Here is an 18,316-nt window from a genome sequence, read left to right as displayed (position 1 = left end):
CCGGGAGCGGGGGCGATGGACGACGAGGAGTGGGAGGCCGAGCCGGCTCCGTACCTGTGGTGCCTGTCCCTCCCTGATCCCGGCCTGCTGGTGGCGGCCGGCCGCGCCCGCCGCGCCGAGATCGAGGAGTGGCCGGTCACCGCGTACGACCGCACCGTGCTGAACCTGCGCGGACTGCCGATGCACGACGGCGCGGCCCGCCACCTGTGGGCGGTCACCGCGCCGCTGGGCGAGCTGGCCGCGGCGGGCGAGCCGGTGCGGCCGCCCGGCGCCGAGGGCTGGGAGCTGCCCGGCCACGACCGCGCCGCCCTGACCCGCTTCGGGCTGCCCGCGTCGCTGTTCGGCCACCGGGCCGGGGCGGCGCCCGGAGCGCCGCGGGTGCGCGACGACGGCGGCCGCTACCTGCTCGACCTCCCGGGCCCGGGCCGGAGCGGCCGGGTGATCGGCTTCGTCAAGGGCGGGGGAGCGGTCCTCACCCCGGACGGGGCGGGCGGGTGGTATCCGCTGGCCTCCTCGGCCGTCGCCTTCACCGAGATCGGCTGGCGCTGGCACTGGATCCACCGCACCGTGGACGGCGGGCTGCTCGACGGCTGCGACGAACTGGCCGAGGCCGAGGATGACTTCGCCGACCTGGTCCGCTGGATCGATCCGGCCTCGCGCTTCGCCGAGCTCTACCCGGTCTCCGACCTGCTGTGACGGCTGGCGCGGCCGGGATCCGGCCGCCTCCCGGGCGTGGGGAAGCGCGGATCCGTGGGTAGTCGGCCACTCGAACCGAGACAGCGAGGTGACACCGACCATGGCCGCCAAGGGCACCGCCGCCACCCGCGAGCGCGTCCGCGTCCTGCTGGACGAGGCGGGCCGCACCTACGCCGAGCAGGCCGGGATCCGGCTGCGCGACCAGCCCGCCCCCCTGTGGCAGCTGCTGGTACTGGCCAACCTGCTGAGCGCGCGGATCGGCTCGGAGGTCGCGGTGGCCGCCGCCCGGGAGCTGTTCAAGGCGGGCGGCACCACCGCCCGCGGAATGGCGGGCTTGAGCTGGCAGCAGCGGGTGGACGCGCTGGGGCGCGGCCACTACCGGCGCTATGACGAGAGCACCTCAAGCCGCTTGGGGGAGTGCGCGGACATCGCGCTGGACCGCTACTCCGGCGACCTGCGGAAGATGGCGGACGAGGCCGGCCGCGACACCGCGGGACTCCGCCGGGCGCTGCGCCGCTTCCCCGGGATCGGCCCCACCGGTGTGGACATCTTCTGCCGCGAGGCGCAGGCCGTGTGGCCGTGGCTGCGGCCGTACCTGGACGATCTGGCCCTCAAGGGCGCCGGCGAGGTCGGGCTACCGCACAGCGCGGACCGGCTGGCGGGCGCCGTGGCCGGCGAGGACATGGCGCCGCTCGCCGCGGGCCTGGTCCGGGTGGCGCGCGACGGAGCACTCGCCGACCGGGTCGCCGGACGGCACTGAACCGCTGGGCGCCGCTGCCGGTGCCCAGCCGGCCTCCGCGGCCGGGACAGGGCCCGGCCGGTGGAGCACGTGTGGGGAACCGCGATGGTCGCGCGGTTCCCCACACCGCTGTTCGGGCGTTCGCGCCCTGCCCGCGGCGGGACCTACTCGACGTCGTCGGGCTCCAGGTAGACGACCTCCCACATGTGCCCGTCGGGGTCGTGGAAGCTGCGGCCGTACATGTTGCCGTAGTCCATGGGGTCGTTGGCATGGCTGCCGCCGGAGGCGAGCGCGCGGTCGGCCAGTTCGTCGACCGCCTCCCGGCTGTCCGCGCTCAGCGCGAGGATCACCTCGATGGCGTTGCGCGCGTCGGCGACGTCCTTCTGGGTGAACCGGGCGAAGGACTCGGGCCGGTGCAGCATCGCGTAGATCGTGTCGCTGATCACCAGGCAGGCCGCGTCCGCGGTGGTGAACTGCGGGTCGAAGGAGTAGCCCAGCCTGGTGAAGAACGCCTTCGACACCTTCAGATCGCGGACCGGCAGGTTCACGAAGATCGAGGTCGGCATCTCGTCTCTCCTTTCGGGTGGCTCGGCGCCGCACCGGTGGTCCAGGGCGATTCAAGGTAGCTTGTTGTCGGCAAGCTTCCTTGTCAAAGGCTCAACGGGTAAAGAGTTTCTGGACTTGCTTCGGCGCGGCAAGCTTGGAGATCGGGCGGCGCGGTCCCGATGGGCCGCGGCCGCTTCAGAACCGCCACCGGGTCTGGCTGTAGGCGCCCTTGCCGAAGCCGAAGGCGGTCACCGGTGCCACCCGGAACACCGGGGCCGGGCCGCCCCCGCCGTGGAAGACGCCGCCGCGTACCTCGAAGCGCCAGTCCGCCCCGTACTTCGCCTCGTAGGCGTCGGCCAGCCGGTGCAGCAGCGCCTCGTCGGACACCCGCACCGCCTCGCCCTCCACCACCACGTCCAGTCCCTCGCGCAGCGCGGAGTCCCCGGTGGTCAGCACGGTGTGCGGATTCGCGGCCAGGTTGAGGGCCTTGCGCTCGCGCTCGCCGGTGCAGAAGAACAGCGCCCCGTCCAGCCAGACGGCCAGCAGCGGGGTCACGTGCGGGCGCCCGTCGGGCCGCACCGTGGAGATCCAGAACACCTCGGCCGCCGCCAGCCGGGCACGCGCCGCGCTCCACGGCGTGGCCGCCGCCCCCTCGGCACTGTACCGGGCGTCCAGTTCGGCCACCGGCTCCGACCTGGTCGCGTCCGTGTCGTCGATCATCGTCATCTCCTCGCGCTCCCTGGAAGGCACATCCGTGCCCCTTCCGTCCACCCGGCCGTCCACAAGCCCCGCCGCGGCGACCGGTTCATCCACAACCGGCGGGTAGCCCTCCCCAAGCCTCCCGAAATCGCGAGATGCTTGATGGGAGGGTGGCCCCCTGGGCGGGCGGGGCATCTACTCACGACTCCCGCGCCGCGCTCGGCGGAGCCGCGCCTGGGATGGCGCGGGTGCCGGGCTCACCCGGTACCGACCCGGTCAAAGTGCGGAACTCATCGCTGCCCCGCCGGAGCGGCCGCGCCGGGGTCATTCCGGCTCCGGGCGCACCGCGCCGGGGTCCACGTCGGGGCGCAGGCCCCGCCACGACGGGTGGCGCAGCATGCCGTCCTGGGTCCACTCGCCGTACCGCACCTCGCCCACCAGCTCCGGGCGCACCCAGCGGGCGTCGCGCGCGTGCGCGCGGGGGAGCGGCCGCTCGAACGGGCTATCGGCCTGCTCCAGGCGCGCGAGCCGGGCGGTCAGCGATTCCAGCGCCTCGTCGCTGAAGCCGGTCCCCACATGGCCTACGTAGCGCAGCCCGCCCTCCCCGGGCAGCCCGAGCAGGAGCGAGCCGATGGTGTCCCGCCGCCGGCCCGCGCCGGGCCGCCACCCTCCCACCACCACCTCCTGGGTACGGAAGTTCTTCACCTTGATCCAGTTTGGCGAGCGGCGGCCGGGCCGGTAGGGGGCGTCCAGCCGCTTGGCCACCACCCCCTCCAGGCCGCGCTCCAGACTGGCGGCCAGCACACCGCTGCCGCCGCCGTGGAAGGAGGACGGCACCTGGCAGCGCTCGTCGCGCGGACCGATCCCCTCCAGCACGGCCCGCCGGTCGGCGTAGCCCAGCCGCATGGTGTCGCGGCCGTCCATGTGCAGCAGGTCGAACAGCAGCAGGTAGACGGGGACCTCGGCCAGCAGGGCCTGGCCCGGCCGCTGGACGTGCATCCGCCGCTGGAGGGTGCCGAAGTCCGGACGGCCCTCGCCGTCGAAGGCGACGACCTCGCCGTCCAGCACCAGGCGCCGCCGCCCGGTCGACCGGTGCAGCCGCGTCAGCTCGGGATAGACCGCGGTGATGTCGCGGTCGCTGCGCGACCACAGCCGGGTGGTGCGCCCGTCCAGGTAGACGAGCGCGCGCACACCGTCCCACTTGAACTCGTAGCCGTACTCGAAGTCCCGGTCCTCGGACGGGAGCCCGCCGGGGACCGCCAGCATCGGCCGCAGCCGGGGCAGCGGCCTGACCTGGGCGCCGCGCCGCTCGCCCCCCGCGCCGGTGCGCGTGCCGTCCATGAATCGACCCCCCGATGCGCCCTGCGGCGCGTCCATCCGCTCGCCGCGCCGCCCCCCGGGGCGCGGCGCCCCTCAGCAGCCGCAGCCGGGCAGCAGCCCCGCGCACGGCCCCGCCGACCCGTGCAGCTCCGCGTCGGGCGGGCAGTCCGGCCCTGTGGTGCACTCCGCGGTCCCGTCGGCGTGCTCGACCAGGGTGCCGTGGCAGTGCTCCCAGCCCCGCGCGCACGGCAGGCAGCCGGGCCCGGCGGGCGCCGTCACGAGGCGGCCTTGCGGCCGGACGCCGACGCCCGCGTCACCGCTTCCTCGAGTTCGGTGCGCGTCATCGTGGTGCGGCCGGTGACGCCCAGCTCGCGGGCCATGTCCAGCAGCCGCTTCTTGGGCAGCGCCGACAGGTCGGGCCCCTGCTTCCCGCCGCCGCGCGCCGCCGCGCCCTGCCCGCCGGAGCGGCCGCCGCCCGCGGCCCGGCGGCCGCGGCCCCGGTTCTTCACGCTCGCCTCCAGCGCGTCCACCAGGTCGACCACGTTCGTGGCGGCGGCGGGCGCCGGCTGGGCCTTCATCTTGCGGCCGCGCCGCTTGGACACGACCAGCTTGTCGACGGCGGCGCGGTAGCTGTCGGTGTAGTCGTCTGGCTTCCAGGCGACCGTCATCGCCTCGATCAGCTGGACGGCGGTGTCGATCTCGCGCTTCTTGGCGTCGGACCGCTCGGGCACCGCGCCCATCTGCTCCTCGGGGTCGCGGATCTCGTCGTGGAAGAACAGGGTCTCCAGGGTGAGGATGCCGCGCTCGGGGCGGACCGCGGCCAGGTACTCCTTGTTGCGCATCACCAGCCGGGCGATCCCGATCTTGCCCGCGCGCGTCATCGCCTCGCGCAGCAGGGTGTAGGCGCGGCGGGCGCCCTTGTCGCCCGGGCCGAGGTAGTACGTCTTCTGGTAGTAGATCGGGTCGATGTCGGCGGCGTCCACGAAGTCGGAGATCTGCAGCGACTGCGAGCGGCCGGGGGCGATCTCGTCCAGCTCCTCCGACTCCAGGAACACGTAGCTGCCCTTCTCGACCTCCACCCCCTTGACGATGTCGTCGAAGGAGACCTCCTTGCCGGTGCGCTCGTTGACGCGCCGGTAGCGGATCCGGTCGGTGGTGCCGCGCTGGAACTGGTGGAAGCGGGGACGCAGGTCGATCGTCGCCGAATACAGTTCGACGGGCACGTTCACCAAGCCGAACTCAAGGGTCCCGGTCCACATCGGCCGTGGCATGTGCGCCTCCCCCGTACCGTCTCTGACCTGGGCGCCCCCTACCCGATCATGCGCGCGGTCACGCCGACGGGACGCGCGGGCGCGGCCGCGCGGGCCGCACCGGCGGCGCGCGCGGCGCTCGGGCGTGGCGAGCGGGCCTAGGGCTGGTCGACCAGGGTGACTTCGAAGGAGTAGCTGTCGGAGCGGTAGATGTGGTCGCCGAACTCCACCGCGTCGCCGGAGTCGTCGAAGGCGGTGCGGGTCATCGTCAGCACGGCGGCGCCGCGCTTGACCCCGAGCAGGCGGGCCTCCTCCGCGGTGGCGGCCCGCGCGCCGATGCGCTGCTTGGCGACCCGCATGTTCACCCCGGAGGAGCGCAGCAGCGGGTACAGGCCGAGTTCGCTGAGGCGCTGGGCGGAGAAGGGGCACAGCTCGGCCGGCAGCCAGTTGTGCATGATGGCGAGCGGTTCGTCGGCGGCCCAGCGCAGCCGCTTCAGCCGCACCACCGTGTCGCCGGGGCGCAGGTTCAGCTCGACCGAGATGGAGTCGGGCGCGGCGACGGCGTCGTGCGCCAGCACCTCGGTACGGGGCCGCTGGTTGGCGCGGGTGAGGTCGTCGAAGAGGCTGGTCAGCTTGACGGGGCGCTTGATCTGGCCGTGTACGACCTGGGTGCCGACGCCCCGCTTGCGCACCAGCAGGCCCTTGTTCACCAACTCCTGAATGGCGCGGCGCATGGTGGGGCGGGACAGGCCCAGCTGGTCGGCGAGCTGGATCTCGTTGTCCAGCCGCGCGCCGGGCGCCAGCCTGCCCTCCTCGATCTCGCGCTCGATGTGCTGGGCGACCTGGAAGTACAGCGGGACCGGGCTGGAGCGGTCGATCTCGACGGAGAGCCCGGTCATCGTCGGCCCGGGGTTGTGCGGCGGGCCGGACTGCAGGGTGTGTCCAACGGGGGCTCCTCGAAGCGGGGCGCGGGCGGGAGGTTGCCGTCCGCTCCGCACCGTCGGCGGCCATTCTAGCCGGCGGCAGGTTTCCTGCAGATGTCAGAATGTTAAGACAAACTATTGACACTGGCCGGGCGGGTGCACAAGTCTCGGTCGGGAAGCGGCCACGGGTTGGGAGGCACACCACATGCGCATCGGACTGGCCGGAGTGGGCCGGATCGGCCGGCTGCACGCCGCGACGCTGAGCGGGCTGGCGCCCGTCGAGTCGCTGGTCCTTGCCGATATCGACCCGGACCGCGCCGCGAGCGCCGCCGCCGAACTGCGGGCGGAGGGCGCGCAGGTCGAGGCGGTGGAGGGGCCCGACGACCTGTTCGGCGCCGGGATCGACGGCCTGGTCATCGCGACCGCCACCGACGCGCACGCCCCGCTGATCGTGCGCAGCGCCGCCGACGGCGTCCCGGTGCTGTGCGAGAAGCCGGTGGCCGTCGACATCGAGCAGACCAGGTCCGTGGTGCGGCGGCTGGAGACCGCGACCACCCCGGTGGTCATCGGCTTCCAGCGGCGCTTCGACACCGGGTACCGGGCCGCGCGGGCCGCGGTGGCCGGCGGCGGGCTCGGCTGGCTGCACACCGTGCGCGCCACCACGCTCGACGCCAGCCCGCCGCCGGCCGGGTACGTGCCCGGGTCCGGCGGGCTGCTGCGCGACTGCAGCATCCACGACTTCGACATCATCCGGTGGACCACTGGCCGAGAGGCCGTCGAGGTGCACGCGATCGGCGCCAACCGGGGCGCCGACTACTTCGCGGCCGCCGGCGACGTCGACACCGCCATCACCGTGCTGCGCCTGGACGACGACACCCTGGCCACCGCCTCGGCCACCCGCTACAACGGCGGCGGCCACGACGTGCGGCTCGAACTGCTCGGCTCCGACGACAGCATCGCGGTCGGTCTGGACGGCCGCCTGCCCCTGCGCTCGGTCCAGCCCGGGGTGCCCGCGCCCGAGGGGCCGGTCTACCAGAGCTTCATGGAGCGCTTCCGGGGCGCCTACGTCGCCGAACTCACCGCCTTCGCCGAACTCGTCGCCGGCAAGGGCGACGGCGCGGACCTGGCCACGGTGCACGACGCCCTCCAGGCCGCCCGCATCGCCGAGGCAGCCAGCCTCTCCCGCGTCCAGGGCCGCCCCGTCCGCCTGGCCGACATCCCGTGAACCCCCACCCACCGGACCCGGCCGCCGCTCCGCGCACCGCCACCCGCACCGGTCCGCACCTCAACAAGGCCCCGCGGACATCCCCCGCCCTCCCAGGGGGGCGACCCCACATCCAGTATCCCGCGGCGCCATGTGCCGCGGGGAGGGGTTACCGGCGGGTTGTGGATAAGTCGGTCGCGCGGCCCCGCCCTGTGGACGAGCGCGTGGCCGCAGGTCGCGGCCTGTGGCACTGTGGCGGCGTCCATCTGACCGGGACCCGCGTCCACTCCTGCGGACGCGGGCACCGCGAGCCCGGAAAGGCGAGGTCGTGACGGCCAGCACACCACTCATCGCCGGCGCCCCCATCTCCTGGGGCGTGTGCGAGGTCCCCGGCTGGGGACACCAGCTCGACCCCGAACGGGTGCTCACCGAGATGCGCGCGGCCGGACTGGCCGCCACCGAGTTCGGGCCCGAGGGCTTCCTGCCCGCCGGCCCGGCCGAGCGCGCGGCGGCGCTCGCCGGCCACGGCCTGGCCGCCGTCGGCGGCTTCGTGCCCGCCGTACTGCACGACCCCGCCGCCGACCCGCTCCCCGCCATCGAGACCGAACTGGCCGCCTTCACCGCCTCCGGCGCCGGAGTGCTGGTGCTGGCCGCCGCCACCGGCCTGGACGGCTACGACGAGCGGCCCGAACTCGACGGCGAGGGCTGGGCCGCGCTGCTGGGCAACCTCGACCGGATCGCTGAGCGCGCCGCCGCCGATGGCGTCACCGCCGTGCTGCACCCCCACGTCGGCACGATGGTCGAGCGCCGCGCCGAGGTCGACCGCGTCCTGGCCGACTCCCGCATCGGCCTCTGCCTGGACACCGGCCACCTGCTCATCGGCGGCACCGACCCGGTCGAGCTCACCCGCCGGGCCGCCGACCGCATCGGCCACGTCCACCTCAAGGACGTCGACGCCGCGCTCGCCGAACGGGTGCGGCGCGGCGAGACCGGCTACACCGATGCCGTCCGCCAGGGTATCTACCGCCCGCTCGGCGACGGCGACATCGACATCGCCGAGATCCTGCGGCTGCTGGCCGCCGCCGGCTACACCGGCTGGTACGTACTGGAGCAGGACACCGTGCTCACCGCCGAGCCGGCCGGGCGCGGCCCCGTCACCGACGTCGAGCGCAGCCTCGCCCACCTCAAGGCGGTGCTGGCATGAGCGGGGACGGGCCCTTCGAGGTGCTCACCATGGGCAGGATCGGGGTCGACCTCTACCCCGACCAGGTGGGCGTCGGCCTCGCCGACGTGGAGAGCTTCGGCAAGTACCTCGGCGGCAGCGCCACCAACGTCGCGGTCGCCGCCGCCCGGCACGGCCGCCGCTCGGCCGTGATCAGCCGCACCGGCGACGACCCCTTCGGCACCTACATCCACCGGGAGCTGCGCGGCTACGGGGTCGACGACCGCTACGTCACCCCCGTCGCCGGGCTGCCCACCCCCATCACCTTCTGCGAGATCTTCCCGCCGGACCGCTTCCCGCTGTACTTCTACCGGCGGCCGCTCGCGCCCGACCTGGTGATCCACCCCGAAGAGCTCGACCTCGACGCGATCCGCGACGCCGCCGTGTTCTGGGTCACGGTCACCGGCCTGTCCACCGAGCCCTCGCGCGCGGCCACCCTCGCCGCGCTGCGGGCGCGCGGCCGCGCCGGCATCACCGTGCTCGACCTCGACTACCGGCCCATGCTGTGGGACCGCCCCGAGGACGCGCCCGACTGGGTCGCGCAGGCCCTGCCGCACATCACCCTCGCCGTCGGCAACACCGAGGAGTGCGAGGTGGCCGTCGGGGAGCGCGAGCCCGCCGCCGCGGCGGCCGCGCTGCACGCGCGCGGCGTGGGCACCGCGATCGTCAAGCGCGGCGGCGAGGGCGTGCACGGCTCGACCGCCGACGGCGTGTCCGTCGACGTGCCGGTGCACCCGGTGAAGGTCCTCAACGGACTCGGCGCCGGCGACGCCTTCGGTGGCGCGCTCTGCCACGGCCTGCTCTCGGGCTGGGGGCTGGAGCGCACCCTGCGCTTCGCCAATGTGGCGGGCGCGATCGTGGCGTCCCGGCTGGCCTGCGCCCCGGCCATGCCCACCAGCGAGGAAGTCGAGCGGGAACAGGAGAGTGCCGGGCATGGATGACGAGCGGTACGCGGCACTGGCCGAGACCCGTGCCCGCGCCCCGGAGGCGATCGCCGCGGCGTGGGCCGCCCGGGTGCGGCGCCCCCAGCTGCTCGGCGAGCGCGGCCGGATCCTGATCGTCGCCGCCGACCACCCCGCCAGGGGAGCGCTCGCCGCCGGCCCGCGGCCCCTCGCCATGGCCGACCGCCGTGAACTGCTCGACCGGCTGCTGGTGGCGCTGGGCCGCCCGGGGGTCGACGGGGTGCTCGGCACCGCCGACATCATCGAGGACCTCCTGCTGCTCGGCGCCCTCGACGGCAAGGTGGTGCTCGGCTCGATGAACCGGGGCGGCCTGGCCGGATCCGCCTTCGAGATCGACGACCGCTACACCGGCTACGACGCCGAGGGCATCGCGCGGGCCGGGCTGGACGGCGGCAAGCTGCTGCTGCGCATCGACCCCGCCGACCCCGCCACCGCCGGTGCCTTGGAGGCGGCGGCGCGGGCGGTGGACGAGCTCGCCGCACGCGGGTTGCCCGCCATGGTCGAGCCGTTCATGTCCGAGCGGGTCGACGGCAGAGTGCGCAACCGGCTGGACACCGAGTCGGCGATCCGCTCGGTGGCCATCGCCTCCGGCCTCGGCCGCACCTCCGCCCGCACCTGGCTCAAGCTGCCCGCCGTCGACGACATGGAGCGGGTGCTGGCCGCCACCACCCTGCCGGTGCTGCTGCTGGGCGGCGAGGTCGGCCCCGACCCCGAGGCGCTGCTGCGCCGCTGGCGCGAGGCGCTGAAGTCCCCGGCCGTGCGCGGCCTGGTGGTGGGCCGGTCCCTGCTCTACCCGCCCGACGACGACGTGGCCGCCGCCGTCGACGCCGCCGCGGCCGTCCTGTGAGCAGGCCGTGACCCCGCCGCCGAGCACACCGCCGCCCCGCTTTCACGGGCGCGGCCCGGCGCGGCGCGGACGGGGGAGAGCCGCGAAGGCGGAGGGTAGGACGGCAGCGTGGGGAAGATCCGCGGGGTCGGGGACGGCCCCGCCCGGCACGACGGCCCGTCCGGTGGCGGGCGCACCGGGGCACCGAGGCGAAGGAGTCTGCGCATGAGTGAGCTGTACCGGCCGGCGGGCACCACCGCCTCCGGTCCCTACACCGTCGCCATCGACCCGGCGACGGCGGGCTGGGAGTGGTCCGGCCTCTGGGTGGTGCAGCTGGCACCGGGCGGGTCCGTCACCTTCGCCACCCGGGGCAACGAGATGATCGTGCTGCCGCTCGCCGGCAGCTGCGATGTCGACGTCAGCGTCGAGACCGGCCCGAGCAAGGGCGTCAACGAGCTGCGCCTGGCCGGTCGGCGCAGCGTCTTCAGCCGGGTCACCGACTTCGGCTACGTGCCGCGCGACGCCGAGGTCACCGTCTCCTCCGCCACCGGCGGGCGCTTCGCCTTCCCGTCGGCGCGCTGCGAGCGGCGGCTGCCGGTCCGCTACGGTCCGGCCGAGGACGTCCCGGTCGAGCTGCGCGGCGCGGGCACGGCCAGCCGCCAGGTGAACAACTTCGCCACCCCGGAGTCCTTCGACTGCGACCGGCTCATCGCCTGCGAGGTGCTGACCCCGGCCGGCAACTGGTCGTCCTACCCGCCGCACAAGCACGACACCGACCGCCCCGGCGAGTCGGTGCTGGAGGAGATCTACTACTTCGAGGTCGGCGAGGGACCCGAGGGCCCCGGCATCGCCTACCAGCGGGTCTACGGCACCCCCGACCGCCCGGGCGACCTGCTCGCCGAGGTCCGCGACGGCGACGTGGTGCTCATCCCGCACGGCTGGCACGGCCCCTCGATGGCGCCGCCCGGTTACGACCTCTACTACCTCAACGTCATGGCCGGCCCCCAGCAGGAGCGGGCCTGGCGGATCTGCGACGACCCGGCCCACGCCTGGGTGCGCGGCACCTGGGCCGACCAGCCGATGGACCCCCGGCTGCCGCTGACCGGAACCGCGGAGCGGCCGGTGCCCGGCGCCGAGCCCACCGAACCAGGAGAACAGCCGCCACCCGTCCGGTCCGCGGCGGACGGCGAGGCGGCGGCAGGGAGTGCGCGATGAGCGAGCAGCGCGGCACCATCACCCTCACCGTCGGCCAGGCCGTCGTGCGCTACCTGGCGGCGCAGTGGACCGAGCGCGACGAGCGGCAGCGCCGCCTCTTCGCGGGCTGCTTCGGCATCTTCGGCCACGGCAACGTCGCCGGCCTCGGCCAGGCGCTCGCCGAGTCCGACGCGCTGGCCGGCCCCGTCCCCACCTACGAGGACGGCGCCCCCGCGGGCGACACCAGCGGGCTCACCGCCAAGATCACCGGCACCCAGGTGCCGGTGCCGGAAGTCCCGCTCGGCATCCGCTACTACCAGTCCCGCAACGAGCAGGCCATGGTGCACACCGCCGCCGGCTACGCCCGCGCCAGCAACCGGCTGTCCACCTTCGCCTGCACCAGCTCCATCGGCCCGGGCGCTACCAACATGGTCACCGGCGCCGCCCTGGCCACCATCAACCGGCTGCCGGTCCTGCTGCTGCCCGGCGACACCTTCGCCACCCGCCCGGCCAACCCGGTGCTGCAGGAGCTGGAGGCGCCCTACTCGATGGACGTCTCCGTCAACGACTCCTTCCGCCCGGTCTCGCGCTACTTCGACCGGATCAACCGCCCCGAGCAGCTGCCGTCCGCGCTGCTCGCCGCCACCCGGGTGCTCACCGACCCCGCCGAGACCGGCGCCGTCACCCTCGCCCTGCCGCAGGACGTTCAGGCGGAGGCGCACGCCTTCCCGGTGGAGCTGTTCGACCGGCGGGTGTGGCACATCGGCCGCCCGGTGCCCGAGCCCGCCGCATTGGAGCGGGCCGTGGCGCTGATCCGCTCCGCCCGCCGCCCGCTGATCGTCTCCGGCGGCGGCACCATCTACGCCGAGGCGACCGAGGCGCTGGCCGCCTTCGCCGCCGCCACCGGCATCCCGGTCGCCGAGACACAGGCGGGCAAGGGCTCGCTGCACTACCGGCACCCCCAGTCCGTCGGGGCGATCGGCCACACCGGCACCACCGCCGCCAACCGGCTGGCCCGCGAGGCCGACGTGGTCATCGGCATCGGCACCCGCTGGAGCGACTTCACCACCGCCTCGCGCAGCCTCTTCGCCTATCCCGGCGTGCGCTTCGTCAACATCAACATCGCGTCCTTCGACGCCGCCAAGCTCTCGGGCGTCGCGCTGACCGCCGACGCCCGCGCCGCCCTCGACGCGCTGGCGCCCCGGCTGGCCGACTGGTCCGTCGAGCCCGCCTACCGCGAGCTGACCGGGCGGCTCGCCGGGGAGTGGGACGCCGTCGTGGAGCGCGCCTACCACCTCGGCCACACCCCCAGGCCCGCCCAGTCGGAGGTCATCGGCGCCGTCAACGACGCCGCGGGACCGCGCGGCGTGGTGGTGTGCGCCGCCGGATCCATGCCCGGCGACCTGCACAAGCTGTGGCGCACCGAGTCGCCGGGCGGCTACCACGTGGAGTACGGCTACTCCTGCATGGGCTACGAGATCGCCGGCGGCGTCGGCGTGAAGATGGCCGACCCCGAGCGCGAGGTCTACGTCCTGGTCGGCGACGGCTCCTACCTGATGATGGCGCAGGAGCTCGTCACCGCTGTGCAGGAGAACATCAAGATCACCGTGGTGCTGGTGCAGAACCACGGCTACGCCTCCATCGGCGGGCTGTCGCAGTCGGTCGGCGCGCTCGGCTTCGCCACCCAGTACCGCTACCGCACCCCCACCGGCCGGCTGGACGGCGGCGTGCTGCCCGTCGACCTCGCCGCCAACGCCGCCAGCCTCGGCGCCACCGTGCTGCGCGCGCACAGCGCCGCCGAGCTGCGCACCGCCCTGGCCGAGGCCCGCGCCGTCGACGGCCCGGCGCTGATCCACGTCGAGACCGACCCCTCCGTGCCCGCGCCCGCCGCCGACGCCTGGTGGGACGTGCCGGTGGCCGAGACCTCCGCGCTCGCCGCCACCCGCGACGCCCGCGCCGACTACGACAAGGCCAAGCAGACCCAGCGCCCGCACCTCGCCCCCAGCGCGGAGCCCGCACCCGAGAACGAAGGCAGGACCAGATGACCACCACCGTCCCGCACTGGATCGGCGGCGCCCCCACCAGCGGCAGCACCACCGAGTACGGACCCGTGTGGAACCCGGCCACCGGCGCCCGCAGCGCGCGGGTGCCGCTGGCCGGGGCGGCCGATGTGGACGCCGCCGTCGCCGCCGCCACCGCCGCCTTCCCCGGCTGGTCGCAGAGTTCGCTGAGCGCCCGCACCCGGATCATGTTCGCCTTCCGCGAGCTGGTCGCCGCGCACGCCGACGAACTCGCCGAGATCATCTGCGACCAGCACGGCAAGGTGCTGTCCGACGCCCGCGGCGAGGTGCAGCGCGGCCTTGAGGTGGTCGAGTTCGCCTGCGGCATCGGCCAGCTGCTCAAGGGCGAGTACTCCGGCCAGGTCTCCACCGGCGTCGACACCTACTCCTTCCGCGAGCCGCTGGGCGTCGTCGCCGGGATCACCCCGTTCAACTTCCCGGCCATGGTGCCGATGTGGATGTTCCCGGTCGCCATCGCCTGCGGCAACACCTTCGTGCTCAAGCCGAGCGAGCGGGTGCCCGGCGCCTCGGTGCGCATGGCCGAGCTGTGGAAGGAGGCCGGGCTCCCCGACGGCGTCTTCAACGTCGTGCACGGCGGCCGTGAGGCTGTCGACGCCCTGCTCGACCACCCGGGCGTCGCCGCCGTCTCCTTCGTCGGCTCCACCCCCGTCGCCCGGCAGGTGCACCGCCGCGCCAGTGAGGCGGGCAAGCGGGTGCAGGCGCTCGGCGGCGCCAAGAACCACGCGGTCGTGCTGCCCGACGCCGATCTCGAGTTCGCCGCCGACCACCTCACCGCGGCCGCCTTCGGCTCGGCCGGGCAGCGCTGCATGGCGGTCTCGGTCGCCGTGGCCGTCGGCGAGGCCGCCGACCCGCTGGTGGAGATCCTGCGCGCCAAGGCGGCCGCCGTCACCGTCGGGCCCGGCCGCGCCGAGGGCTCCGACATGGGGCCGGTCATCACCGCCGACGCGCGCGCCCGGATCGGCGCCGCCGTCGACGGTGCCGGCCGGCAGGGCGCCGCCGTCGTGGTGGACGGGCGCGACCTCAAGGTGCCCGGGCACGACGACGGCTTCTTCATCGGCCCCACCCTGCTCGACCGCGTCACCGCGGAGATGGACGCCTACCGGCAGGAGGTGTTCGGCCCGGTGCTGGCCGTGGTGCGGGTCGCCGACGTCGACGAGGCGATCGCGCTCATCAACGCCAACCCCTACGGCAACGGCACCGCCATCTTCACCAGCGGCGGCGAGGCGGCCCGCCGCTTCCAGCGCGAGGTCACCGTCGGCATGATCGGCGTGAACGTGCCCATCCCGGTGCCGATGGCCTACTACTCCTTCGGCGGCTGGAAGGACTCCCTGTTCGGGGACACCCACGTCCATGGCCCCGAGGGCGTCGCCTTCTACACCCGCGCCAAAGTGGTGACCTCGCGCTGGCCGCACGTGTCACGGCGCGAAGCGGCCCGCTACGACTTCCCGACCGCTCAGTAGCGGCCGGGGAGCCGTGCCCCCGCACCCGGCCCGTACGAGGGGCGACGCCGGGGGCGGGGGTACGGCAAGATCACTCGGGGGGCGCCGCGGACGCAGCCGTCCGCACCGTAGAGTCCGGCCGCGCGCCGGACCCACACCCGGAGGACCGGATGACACGTACGAAGAAGATCGCCGGGGCGCTCCTCGCGCTGCCGCTGCTGGCCACCGCCTGCTCGGGCGGGGAGGCGGACGGCGCCGACGCCTCGGTCGGCCCGGTCGGAGAACTCACCATCGCCATGGTCACCCACGCCAACCCCGGCGACCTGTTCTGGGACGTGGTGCGCGCCGGCCTGGACCAGGCGGCCTCGGACCACGGCATCACCACCACCTACCAGGGCTCGGGCGAACCCGCCGAGCAGGCCCAGTTCATCGAGACCGCGATCAGCCAGGACGTCGACGGCCTGATCGTCTCGATGGCCAACCCCGACGCGCTGCGCGGCTCCGTCGAGCAGGCCGTCGAAGCGGGCATCCCGGTGATCACCATCAACTCCGGCGCCGAGGTGTCCGCCGAGTTCGGCGCGATGGCGCACGTCGGGCAGACCGAGTCGGTCGCCGGGGAGGCGACCGGCGAGCGGCTGACCGAGGAGGGCCTCACCAACGTGCTGTGCGTGGTGCACGAGGCCGGCAACGTGGGCCTGGAGGAACGCTGCGCGGGCGCGGCGTCCACCTTCGACGGCGAGATGCGCAATGTGCAGGTGCAGGTCAGCGACCTCGGCGCGGCGGCCGCCACCATCGCCGCCGAGCTCCAGTCCGACGACTCCATCGACGGCGTCCTCACCCTCAACAACGGCGTCGCCGGCGCGGCCGTCGACGCGCTGGGCACCGCCGCCCGCGACGACGTGGGGATCGCGACCTTCGACGTCGACAGCGACGTGCTGGCGGGGATCACGGCCGGCGACATCCTCTTCGCCGTCGACCAGCAGCCCTACCTCCAGGGGTACCTGCCCGTCACGATGCTGTACCTGTACGCCGCCAACGGCAACACCGTCGGCGGCGGCCAGCCGGTGCTGACCGGTCCGGGCTTCGTCGACGCGAGCAATGTCGAGCAGGTCACCCAGTACGCCGAGCAGGGCACCCGCTGAGCCCACCGGCGCGCGGGGGCGGGCCGGGCGCCCGCCCCCGCCCCCGGGTGGAAAGGACACCCCCATGACCACCACCGCACCCCCGGCCGACGAGCGGACCGAGCGCCGCTCCGACGAACGCGTCTCCGACGTCGGCCTGCTCCGCCGGCTGCTGATCCGCCCCGAACTCGGCGCGGCCATCGGCGTCGTCGTCGTGTTCGCCTTCTTCGCCGCCTCCTCGGAGGTGTTCCGCTCGCCGGCCGGCGCGGCGAACTGGCTCTACCCCGCCTCCACCCTCGGCATCATGGCGATCGCCGTGGCGCTGCTGATGATCGGCGGCGAGTTCGACCTGTCGGCCGGGGTGATGACGGCCACCGTCGGGCTCACCGTCGGACTGCTCTCCACCGAGCTGGGCTGGAACCTGTGGGCGGCCATGCTCGGCGCGCTGGTGCTCGCGCTCGCGCTGGGCTTCGTCAACGGCTTCCTCGTGGTGCGCACCGGCCTGCCGAGCTTCATCATCACGCTGGGCATGTTCCTGATGCTGCAAGGACTGAACCTGGGCGTCACCACCGCCGTCACCGACACCGTGCTGGTCGACGGGATCGACGACGTGCCCGGCTACGAACTCGCCAACGCGCTGCTGGCCGGCACGGTCGACATCGGCGGTGTGCAGTTCCGGATCACCATCCTGTGGTGGCTCGTGCTGACCGCCGTGGCCACCTGGGTGCTGCTGCGCACCCGCGTCGGCAACTGGATCTTCGCCGTGGGCGGCGACGCGCGGGCCGCGCGCAATGTCGGCGTCCCGGCCGCCCGCACCAAGATCGCGCTGTTCATGACCACGGCCGGGGCGGCCTGGCTGGTCGGCACGATGAGCGCGCTGCGGCTGACCTCCGTGCAGGCCAACGCGGGCATCGGCCAGGAGTTGATCTTCATCGTGGCCGCGGTGATCGGCGGCTGCCTGCTCACCGGCGGCTACGGCTCGGCGATCGGGGCCTCGCTGGGCGCGCTGATCTTCGGCATGACCTCCCAGGGCATCGTCTACCTCCAGTGGGATGCCAACTGGTTCATGTTCTTCCTCGGCGCCATGCTGCTCCTCGCCGTCCTCGCCAACCGCCTGGTCCGCCGCTACGCCGAGCAAAGCAGGAAGTGATCCCGACCATGAGCGAAGACCGACCGGAGCGCGCCGACCAGACCGGGAAGCCGCCGGCCGCCGACACGGCCGGCGCGGGCGCGACCGGCGCCCCGCTGCTCGAACTGGCGAACGCGTCCAAGTACTACGGCAGCGTCATCGCCCTCAAGGACGTGTCGACCAGCGTGCGGGCCGGCGAGGTCACCTGCGTGCTGGGCGACAACGGCGCGGGCAAGTCCACCCTGATCAAGCTGCTGTCCGGGGTCGTGCGGCCCGACGAGGGCGAGGTGCTGCTCGACGGGCGCCCCGCGGGCTTCGCCAATCCGCGCGCCGCCCTGGACGCGGGCGTCGCCACCGTGCACCAGGACCTGGCGATGATCCCGCTGATGGCCGTCTGGCGGAACTTCTTCCTCGGCTCCGAACCCACCAAGGGCTGGGGTCCGCTGCGCCGCTTCGACGTGGCGGCGGCCAGGCGGATCACCCGCGAGCAGTTGGCGGCGATGGGCATCGACATCCGCGACCCCGACCAGCCGGTGGGCACCCTGTCCGGCGGCGAGCGGCAGTCCGTCGCCATCGCCCGCGCCGTGTACTTCGGCGCCCGGGTCCTCATCCTGGACGAGCCCACCTCAGCACTCGGCGTCAAGCAGGCCGGCACCGTGCTCCGCTACATCGCCCGCGCCCGCGACCAGGGGCTCGGCGTCGTGTTCATCACCCACAACCCGCACCACGCCTACCCCGTCGGCGACCGCTTCCTCCTCCTCAAGCGCGGCCGCAGCCTGGGCGACTTCGCCAAGTCCGAGATCACCCTCCCGGAGGTCACCCGGCTGATGGCCGGCGGCTCCGAACTGGACGACCTCGCCCACGAACTGGAACGCGCCTAGCCGCGCCCCTGGGCCTCGTCGGCGCCGGGCGAGTGCACGTGTAGGGACGGGAACAGCGGCCGCGAATACGGGGTTGTCGCGGAC

At 74.2% G+C, this 18,316-nt stretch carries 18 protein-coding genes; 12 read left to right on the top strand and 6 right to left on the bottom strand.

The window, feature by feature from the left end:
* Window positions 1-15: 15 nt before the first annotated feature.
* Together CLV72_RS25935 and CLV72_RS25930 are read left to right on the top strand one after the other, a co-directional pair.
* Window positions 16-696: an SUKH-4 family immunity protein gene (locus CLV72_RS25935; RefSeq protein ID WP_106251493.1), complete on the top strand. Its 681-nt coding sequence runs from the start codon at window positions 16-18 to the stop codon at window positions 694-696.
* 100 nt (window positions 697-796) lie between these two features.
* Window positions 797-1,456 (top strand): HhH-GDP family DNA glycosylase, encoded by a 660-nt coding sequence (locus CLV72_RS25930; RefSeq protein ID WP_106251491.1) that lies wholly within the window; start codon window positions 797-799, stop codon window positions 1,454-1,456.
* Between the two features lie 143 nt (window positions 1,457-1,599).
* Here the strand turns inward: CLV72_RS25930 and CLV72_RS25925 are convergent, their stop codons facing one another.
* The 6 genes from CLV72_RS25925 to CLV72_RS25900 all read right to left on the bottom strand — a co-directional run bounded on the left by CLV72_RS25925 (window position 1,600) and on the right by CLV72_RS25900 (window position 6,149).
* Entirely contained in the window at window positions 1,600-2,001 is a 402-nt protein-coding gene (locus tag CLV72_RS25925) for a VOC family protein (RefSeq protein ID WP_106251489.1), read from the bottom strand.
* 175 nt (window positions 2,002-2,176) lie between these two features.
* Window positions 2,177-2,701, bottom strand: a complete 525-nt coding sequence (locus CLV72_RS25920; protein ID WP_106251487.1) for a pyridoxamine 5'-phosphate oxidase family protein — start codon at window positions 2,699-2,701, stop codon at window positions 2,177-2,179.
* Between the two features lie 303 nt (window positions 2,702-3,004).
* Window positions 3,005-4,021, bottom strand: coding sequence for a non-homologous end-joining DNA ligase (ligD, locus tag CLV72_RS25915; RefSeq protein WP_106251484.1), 1,017 nt, complete (start codon window positions 4,019-4,021; stop codon window positions 3,005-3,007).
* Between the two features lie 72 nt (window positions 4,022-4,093).
* Window positions 4,094-4,279 (bottom strand): hypothetical protein, encoded by a 186-nt coding sequence (locus CLV72_RS25910; protein WP_106251481.1) that lies wholly within the window; start codon window positions 4,277-4,279, stop codon window positions 4,094-4,096.
* Complete coding sequence (gene ku / locus CLV72_RS25905) at window positions 4,276-5,271, bottom strand: non-homologous end joining protein Ku (protein ID WP_106251478.1); 996 nt, start codon at window positions 5,269-5,271, stop codon at window positions 4,276-4,278. The genes CLV72_RS25910 and ku overlap by 4 nt, the downstream gene beginning before the upstream one ends.
* A gap of 137 nt (window positions 5,272-5,408) precedes the next feature.
* Window positions 5,409-6,149, bottom strand: coding sequence for a GntR family transcriptional regulator (locus tag CLV72_RS25900; protein WP_106251476.1), 741 nt, complete (start codon window positions 6,147-6,149; stop codon window positions 5,409-5,411).
* 229 nt (window positions 6,150-6,378) lie between these two features.
* On the opposite strand from CLV72_RS25900, the gene CLV72_RS25895 reads away from it, so the two are divergent.
* From CLV72_RS25895 to CLV72_RS25845, 10 genes are all read left to right on the top strand, one after another.
* Entirely contained in the window at window positions 6,379-7,398 is a 1,020-nt protein-coding gene (locus CLV72_RS25895; RefSeq protein ID WP_106251473.1) for a Gfo/Idh/MocA family protein, read from the top strand.
* A gap of 307 nt (window positions 7,399-7,705) precedes the next feature.
* Complete coding sequence (locus tag CLV72_RS25890) at window positions 7,706-8,581, top strand: TIM barrel protein (protein WP_245930455.1); 876 nt, start codon at window positions 7,706-7,708, stop codon at window positions 8,579-8,581.
* On the top strand, window positions 8,578-9,540 hold the full coding sequence (iolC, locus tag CLV72_RS25885; protein WP_106251471.1) for a 5-dehydro-2-deoxygluconokinase: 963 nt from the start codon (window positions 8,578-8,580) through the stop codon (window positions 9,538-9,540). Before CLV72_RS25890 ends, iolC begins: the two co-directional genes overlap by 4 nt.
* Complete coding sequence (locus tag CLV72_RS25880) at window positions 9,533-10,408, top strand: Cgl0159 family (beta/alpha)8-fold protein (RefSeq protein WP_106252222.1); 876 nt, start codon at window positions 9,533-9,535, stop codon at window positions 10,406-10,408. Before iolC ends, CLV72_RS25880 begins: the two co-directional genes overlap by 8 nt.
* A 204-nt stretch (window positions 10,409-10,612) precedes the next feature.
* Complete coding sequence (iolB, locus tag CLV72_RS25870; RefSeq protein WP_106251467.1) at window positions 10,613-11,602, top strand: 5-deoxy-glucuronate isomerase; 990 nt, start codon at window positions 10,613-10,615, stop codon at window positions 11,600-11,602.
* Window positions 11,599-13,626 (top strand): 3D-(3,5/4)-trihydroxycyclohexane-1,2-dione acylhydrolase (decyclizing), encoded by a 2,028-nt coding sequence (gene iolD / locus CLV72_RS25865; protein WP_106251465.1) that lies wholly within the window; start codon window positions 11,599-11,601, stop codon window positions 13,624-13,626. Before iolB ends, iolD begins: the two co-directional genes overlap by 4 nt.
* Window positions 13,623-15,122, top strand: coding sequence for a CoA-acylating methylmalonate-semialdehyde dehydrogenase (locus CLV72_RS25860; RefSeq protein ID WP_106251462.1), 1,500 nt, complete (start codon window positions 13,623-13,625; stop codon window positions 15,120-15,122). Before iolD ends, CLV72_RS25860 begins: the two co-directional genes overlap by 4 nt.
* A 149-nt stretch (window positions 15,123-15,271) precedes the next feature.
* On the top strand, window positions 15,272-16,243 hold the full coding sequence (locus tag CLV72_RS25855; protein WP_106251459.1) for a sugar ABC transporter substrate-binding protein: 972 nt from the start codon (window positions 15,272-15,274) through the stop codon (window positions 16,241-16,243).
* A 64-nt stretch (window positions 16,244-16,307) separates the two neighbouring features.
* A complete protein-coding gene (locus CLV72_RS25850; protein WP_106251457.1) occupies window positions 16,308-17,372 on the top strand; it encodes an ABC transporter permease in 1,065 nt (354 codons plus the stop codon).
* Between the two features lie 8 nt (window positions 17,373-17,380).
* A complete protein-coding gene (locus tag CLV72_RS25845; protein ID WP_106251455.1) occupies window positions 17,381-18,232 on the top strand; it encodes an ATP-binding cassette domain-containing protein in 852 nt (283 codons plus the stop codon).
* The last annotated feature ends 84 nt before the right edge of the window (window positions 18,233-18,316 follow it).

The sequence above is a fragment of the Allonocardiopsis opalescens genome, from assembly GCF_003002095.1.
Classification (GTDB): domain Bacteria; phylum Actinomycetota; class Actinomycetes; order Streptosporangiales; family Streptosporangiaceae; genus Allonocardiopsis; species Allonocardiopsis opalescens.
This window is presented reverse-complemented; position numbering and strand designations above follow the sequence as displayed.

Excerpts from the sequence above, each read along its gene's own strand:
- CLV72_RS25850 (WP_106251457.1), top strand. The coding sequence starts at position 16,308 with ATGACCACCACCGCACCCCCGGCCGACGAGCGGACCGAGCGCCGCTCC.
- ku (WP_106251478.1), bottom strand. The coding sequence starts at position 5,271 with ATGCCACGGCCGATGTGGACCGGGACCCTTGAGTTCGGCTTGGTGAAC.
- CLV72_RS25895 (WP_106251473.1), top strand. The coding sequence starts at position 6,379 with ATGCGCATCGGACTGGCCGGAGTGGGCCGGATCGGCCGGCTGCACGCC.
- CLV72_RS25855 (WP_106251459.1), top strand. The coding sequence starts at position 15,272 with ATGACACGTACGAAGAAGATCGCCGGGGCGCTCCTCGCGCTGCCGCTG.
- CLV72_RS25935 (WP_106251493.1), top strand. The coding sequence starts at position 16 with ATGGACGACGAGGAGTGGGAGGCCGAGCCGGCTCCGTACCTGTGGTGC.
- CLV72_RS25920 (WP_106251487.1), bottom strand. The coding sequence starts at position 2,701 with ATGATCGACGACACGGACGCGACCAGGTCGGAGCCGGTGGCCGAACTG.
- CLV72_RS25860 (WP_106251462.1), top strand. The coding sequence starts at position 13,623 with ATGACCACCACCGTCCCGCACTGGATCGGCGGCGCCCCCACCAGCGGC.
- CLV72_RS25900 (WP_106251476.1), bottom strand. The coding sequence starts at position 6,149 with ATGACCGGGCTCTCCGTCGAGATCGACCGCTCCAGCCCGGTCCCGCTG.
- CLV72_RS25845 (WP_106251455.1), top strand. The coding sequence starts at position 17,381 with ATGAGCGAAGACCGACCGGAGCGCGCCGACCAGACCGGGAAGCCGCCG.
- CLV72_RS25880 (WP_106252222.1), top strand. The coding sequence starts at position 9,533 with ATGGATGACGAGCGGTACGCGGCACTGGCCGAGACCCGTGCCCGCGCC.
- iolC (WP_106251471.1), top strand. The coding sequence starts at position 8,578 with ATGAGCGGGGACGGGCCCTTCGAGGTGCTCACCATGGGCAGGATCGGG.
- CLV72_RS25925 (WP_106251489.1), bottom strand. The coding sequence starts at position 2,001 with ATGCCGACCTCGATCTTCGTGAACCTGCCGGTCCGCGATCTGAAGGTG.
- CLV72_RS25930 (WP_106251491.1), top strand. The coding sequence starts at position 797 with ATGGCCGCCAAGGGCACCGCCGCCACCCGCGAGCGCGTCCGCGTCCTG.
- iolD (WP_106251465.1), top strand. The coding sequence starts at position 11,599 with ATGAGCGAGCAGCGCGGCACCATCACCCTCACCGTCGGCCAGGCCGTC.
- iolB (WP_106251467.1), top strand. The coding sequence starts at position 10,613 with ATGAGTGAGCTGTACCGGCCGGCGGGCACCACCGCCTCCGGTCCCTAC.
- ligD (WP_106251484.1), bottom strand. The coding sequence starts at position 4,021 with ATGGACGGCACGCGCACCGGCGCGGGGGGCGAGCGGCGCGGCGCCCAG.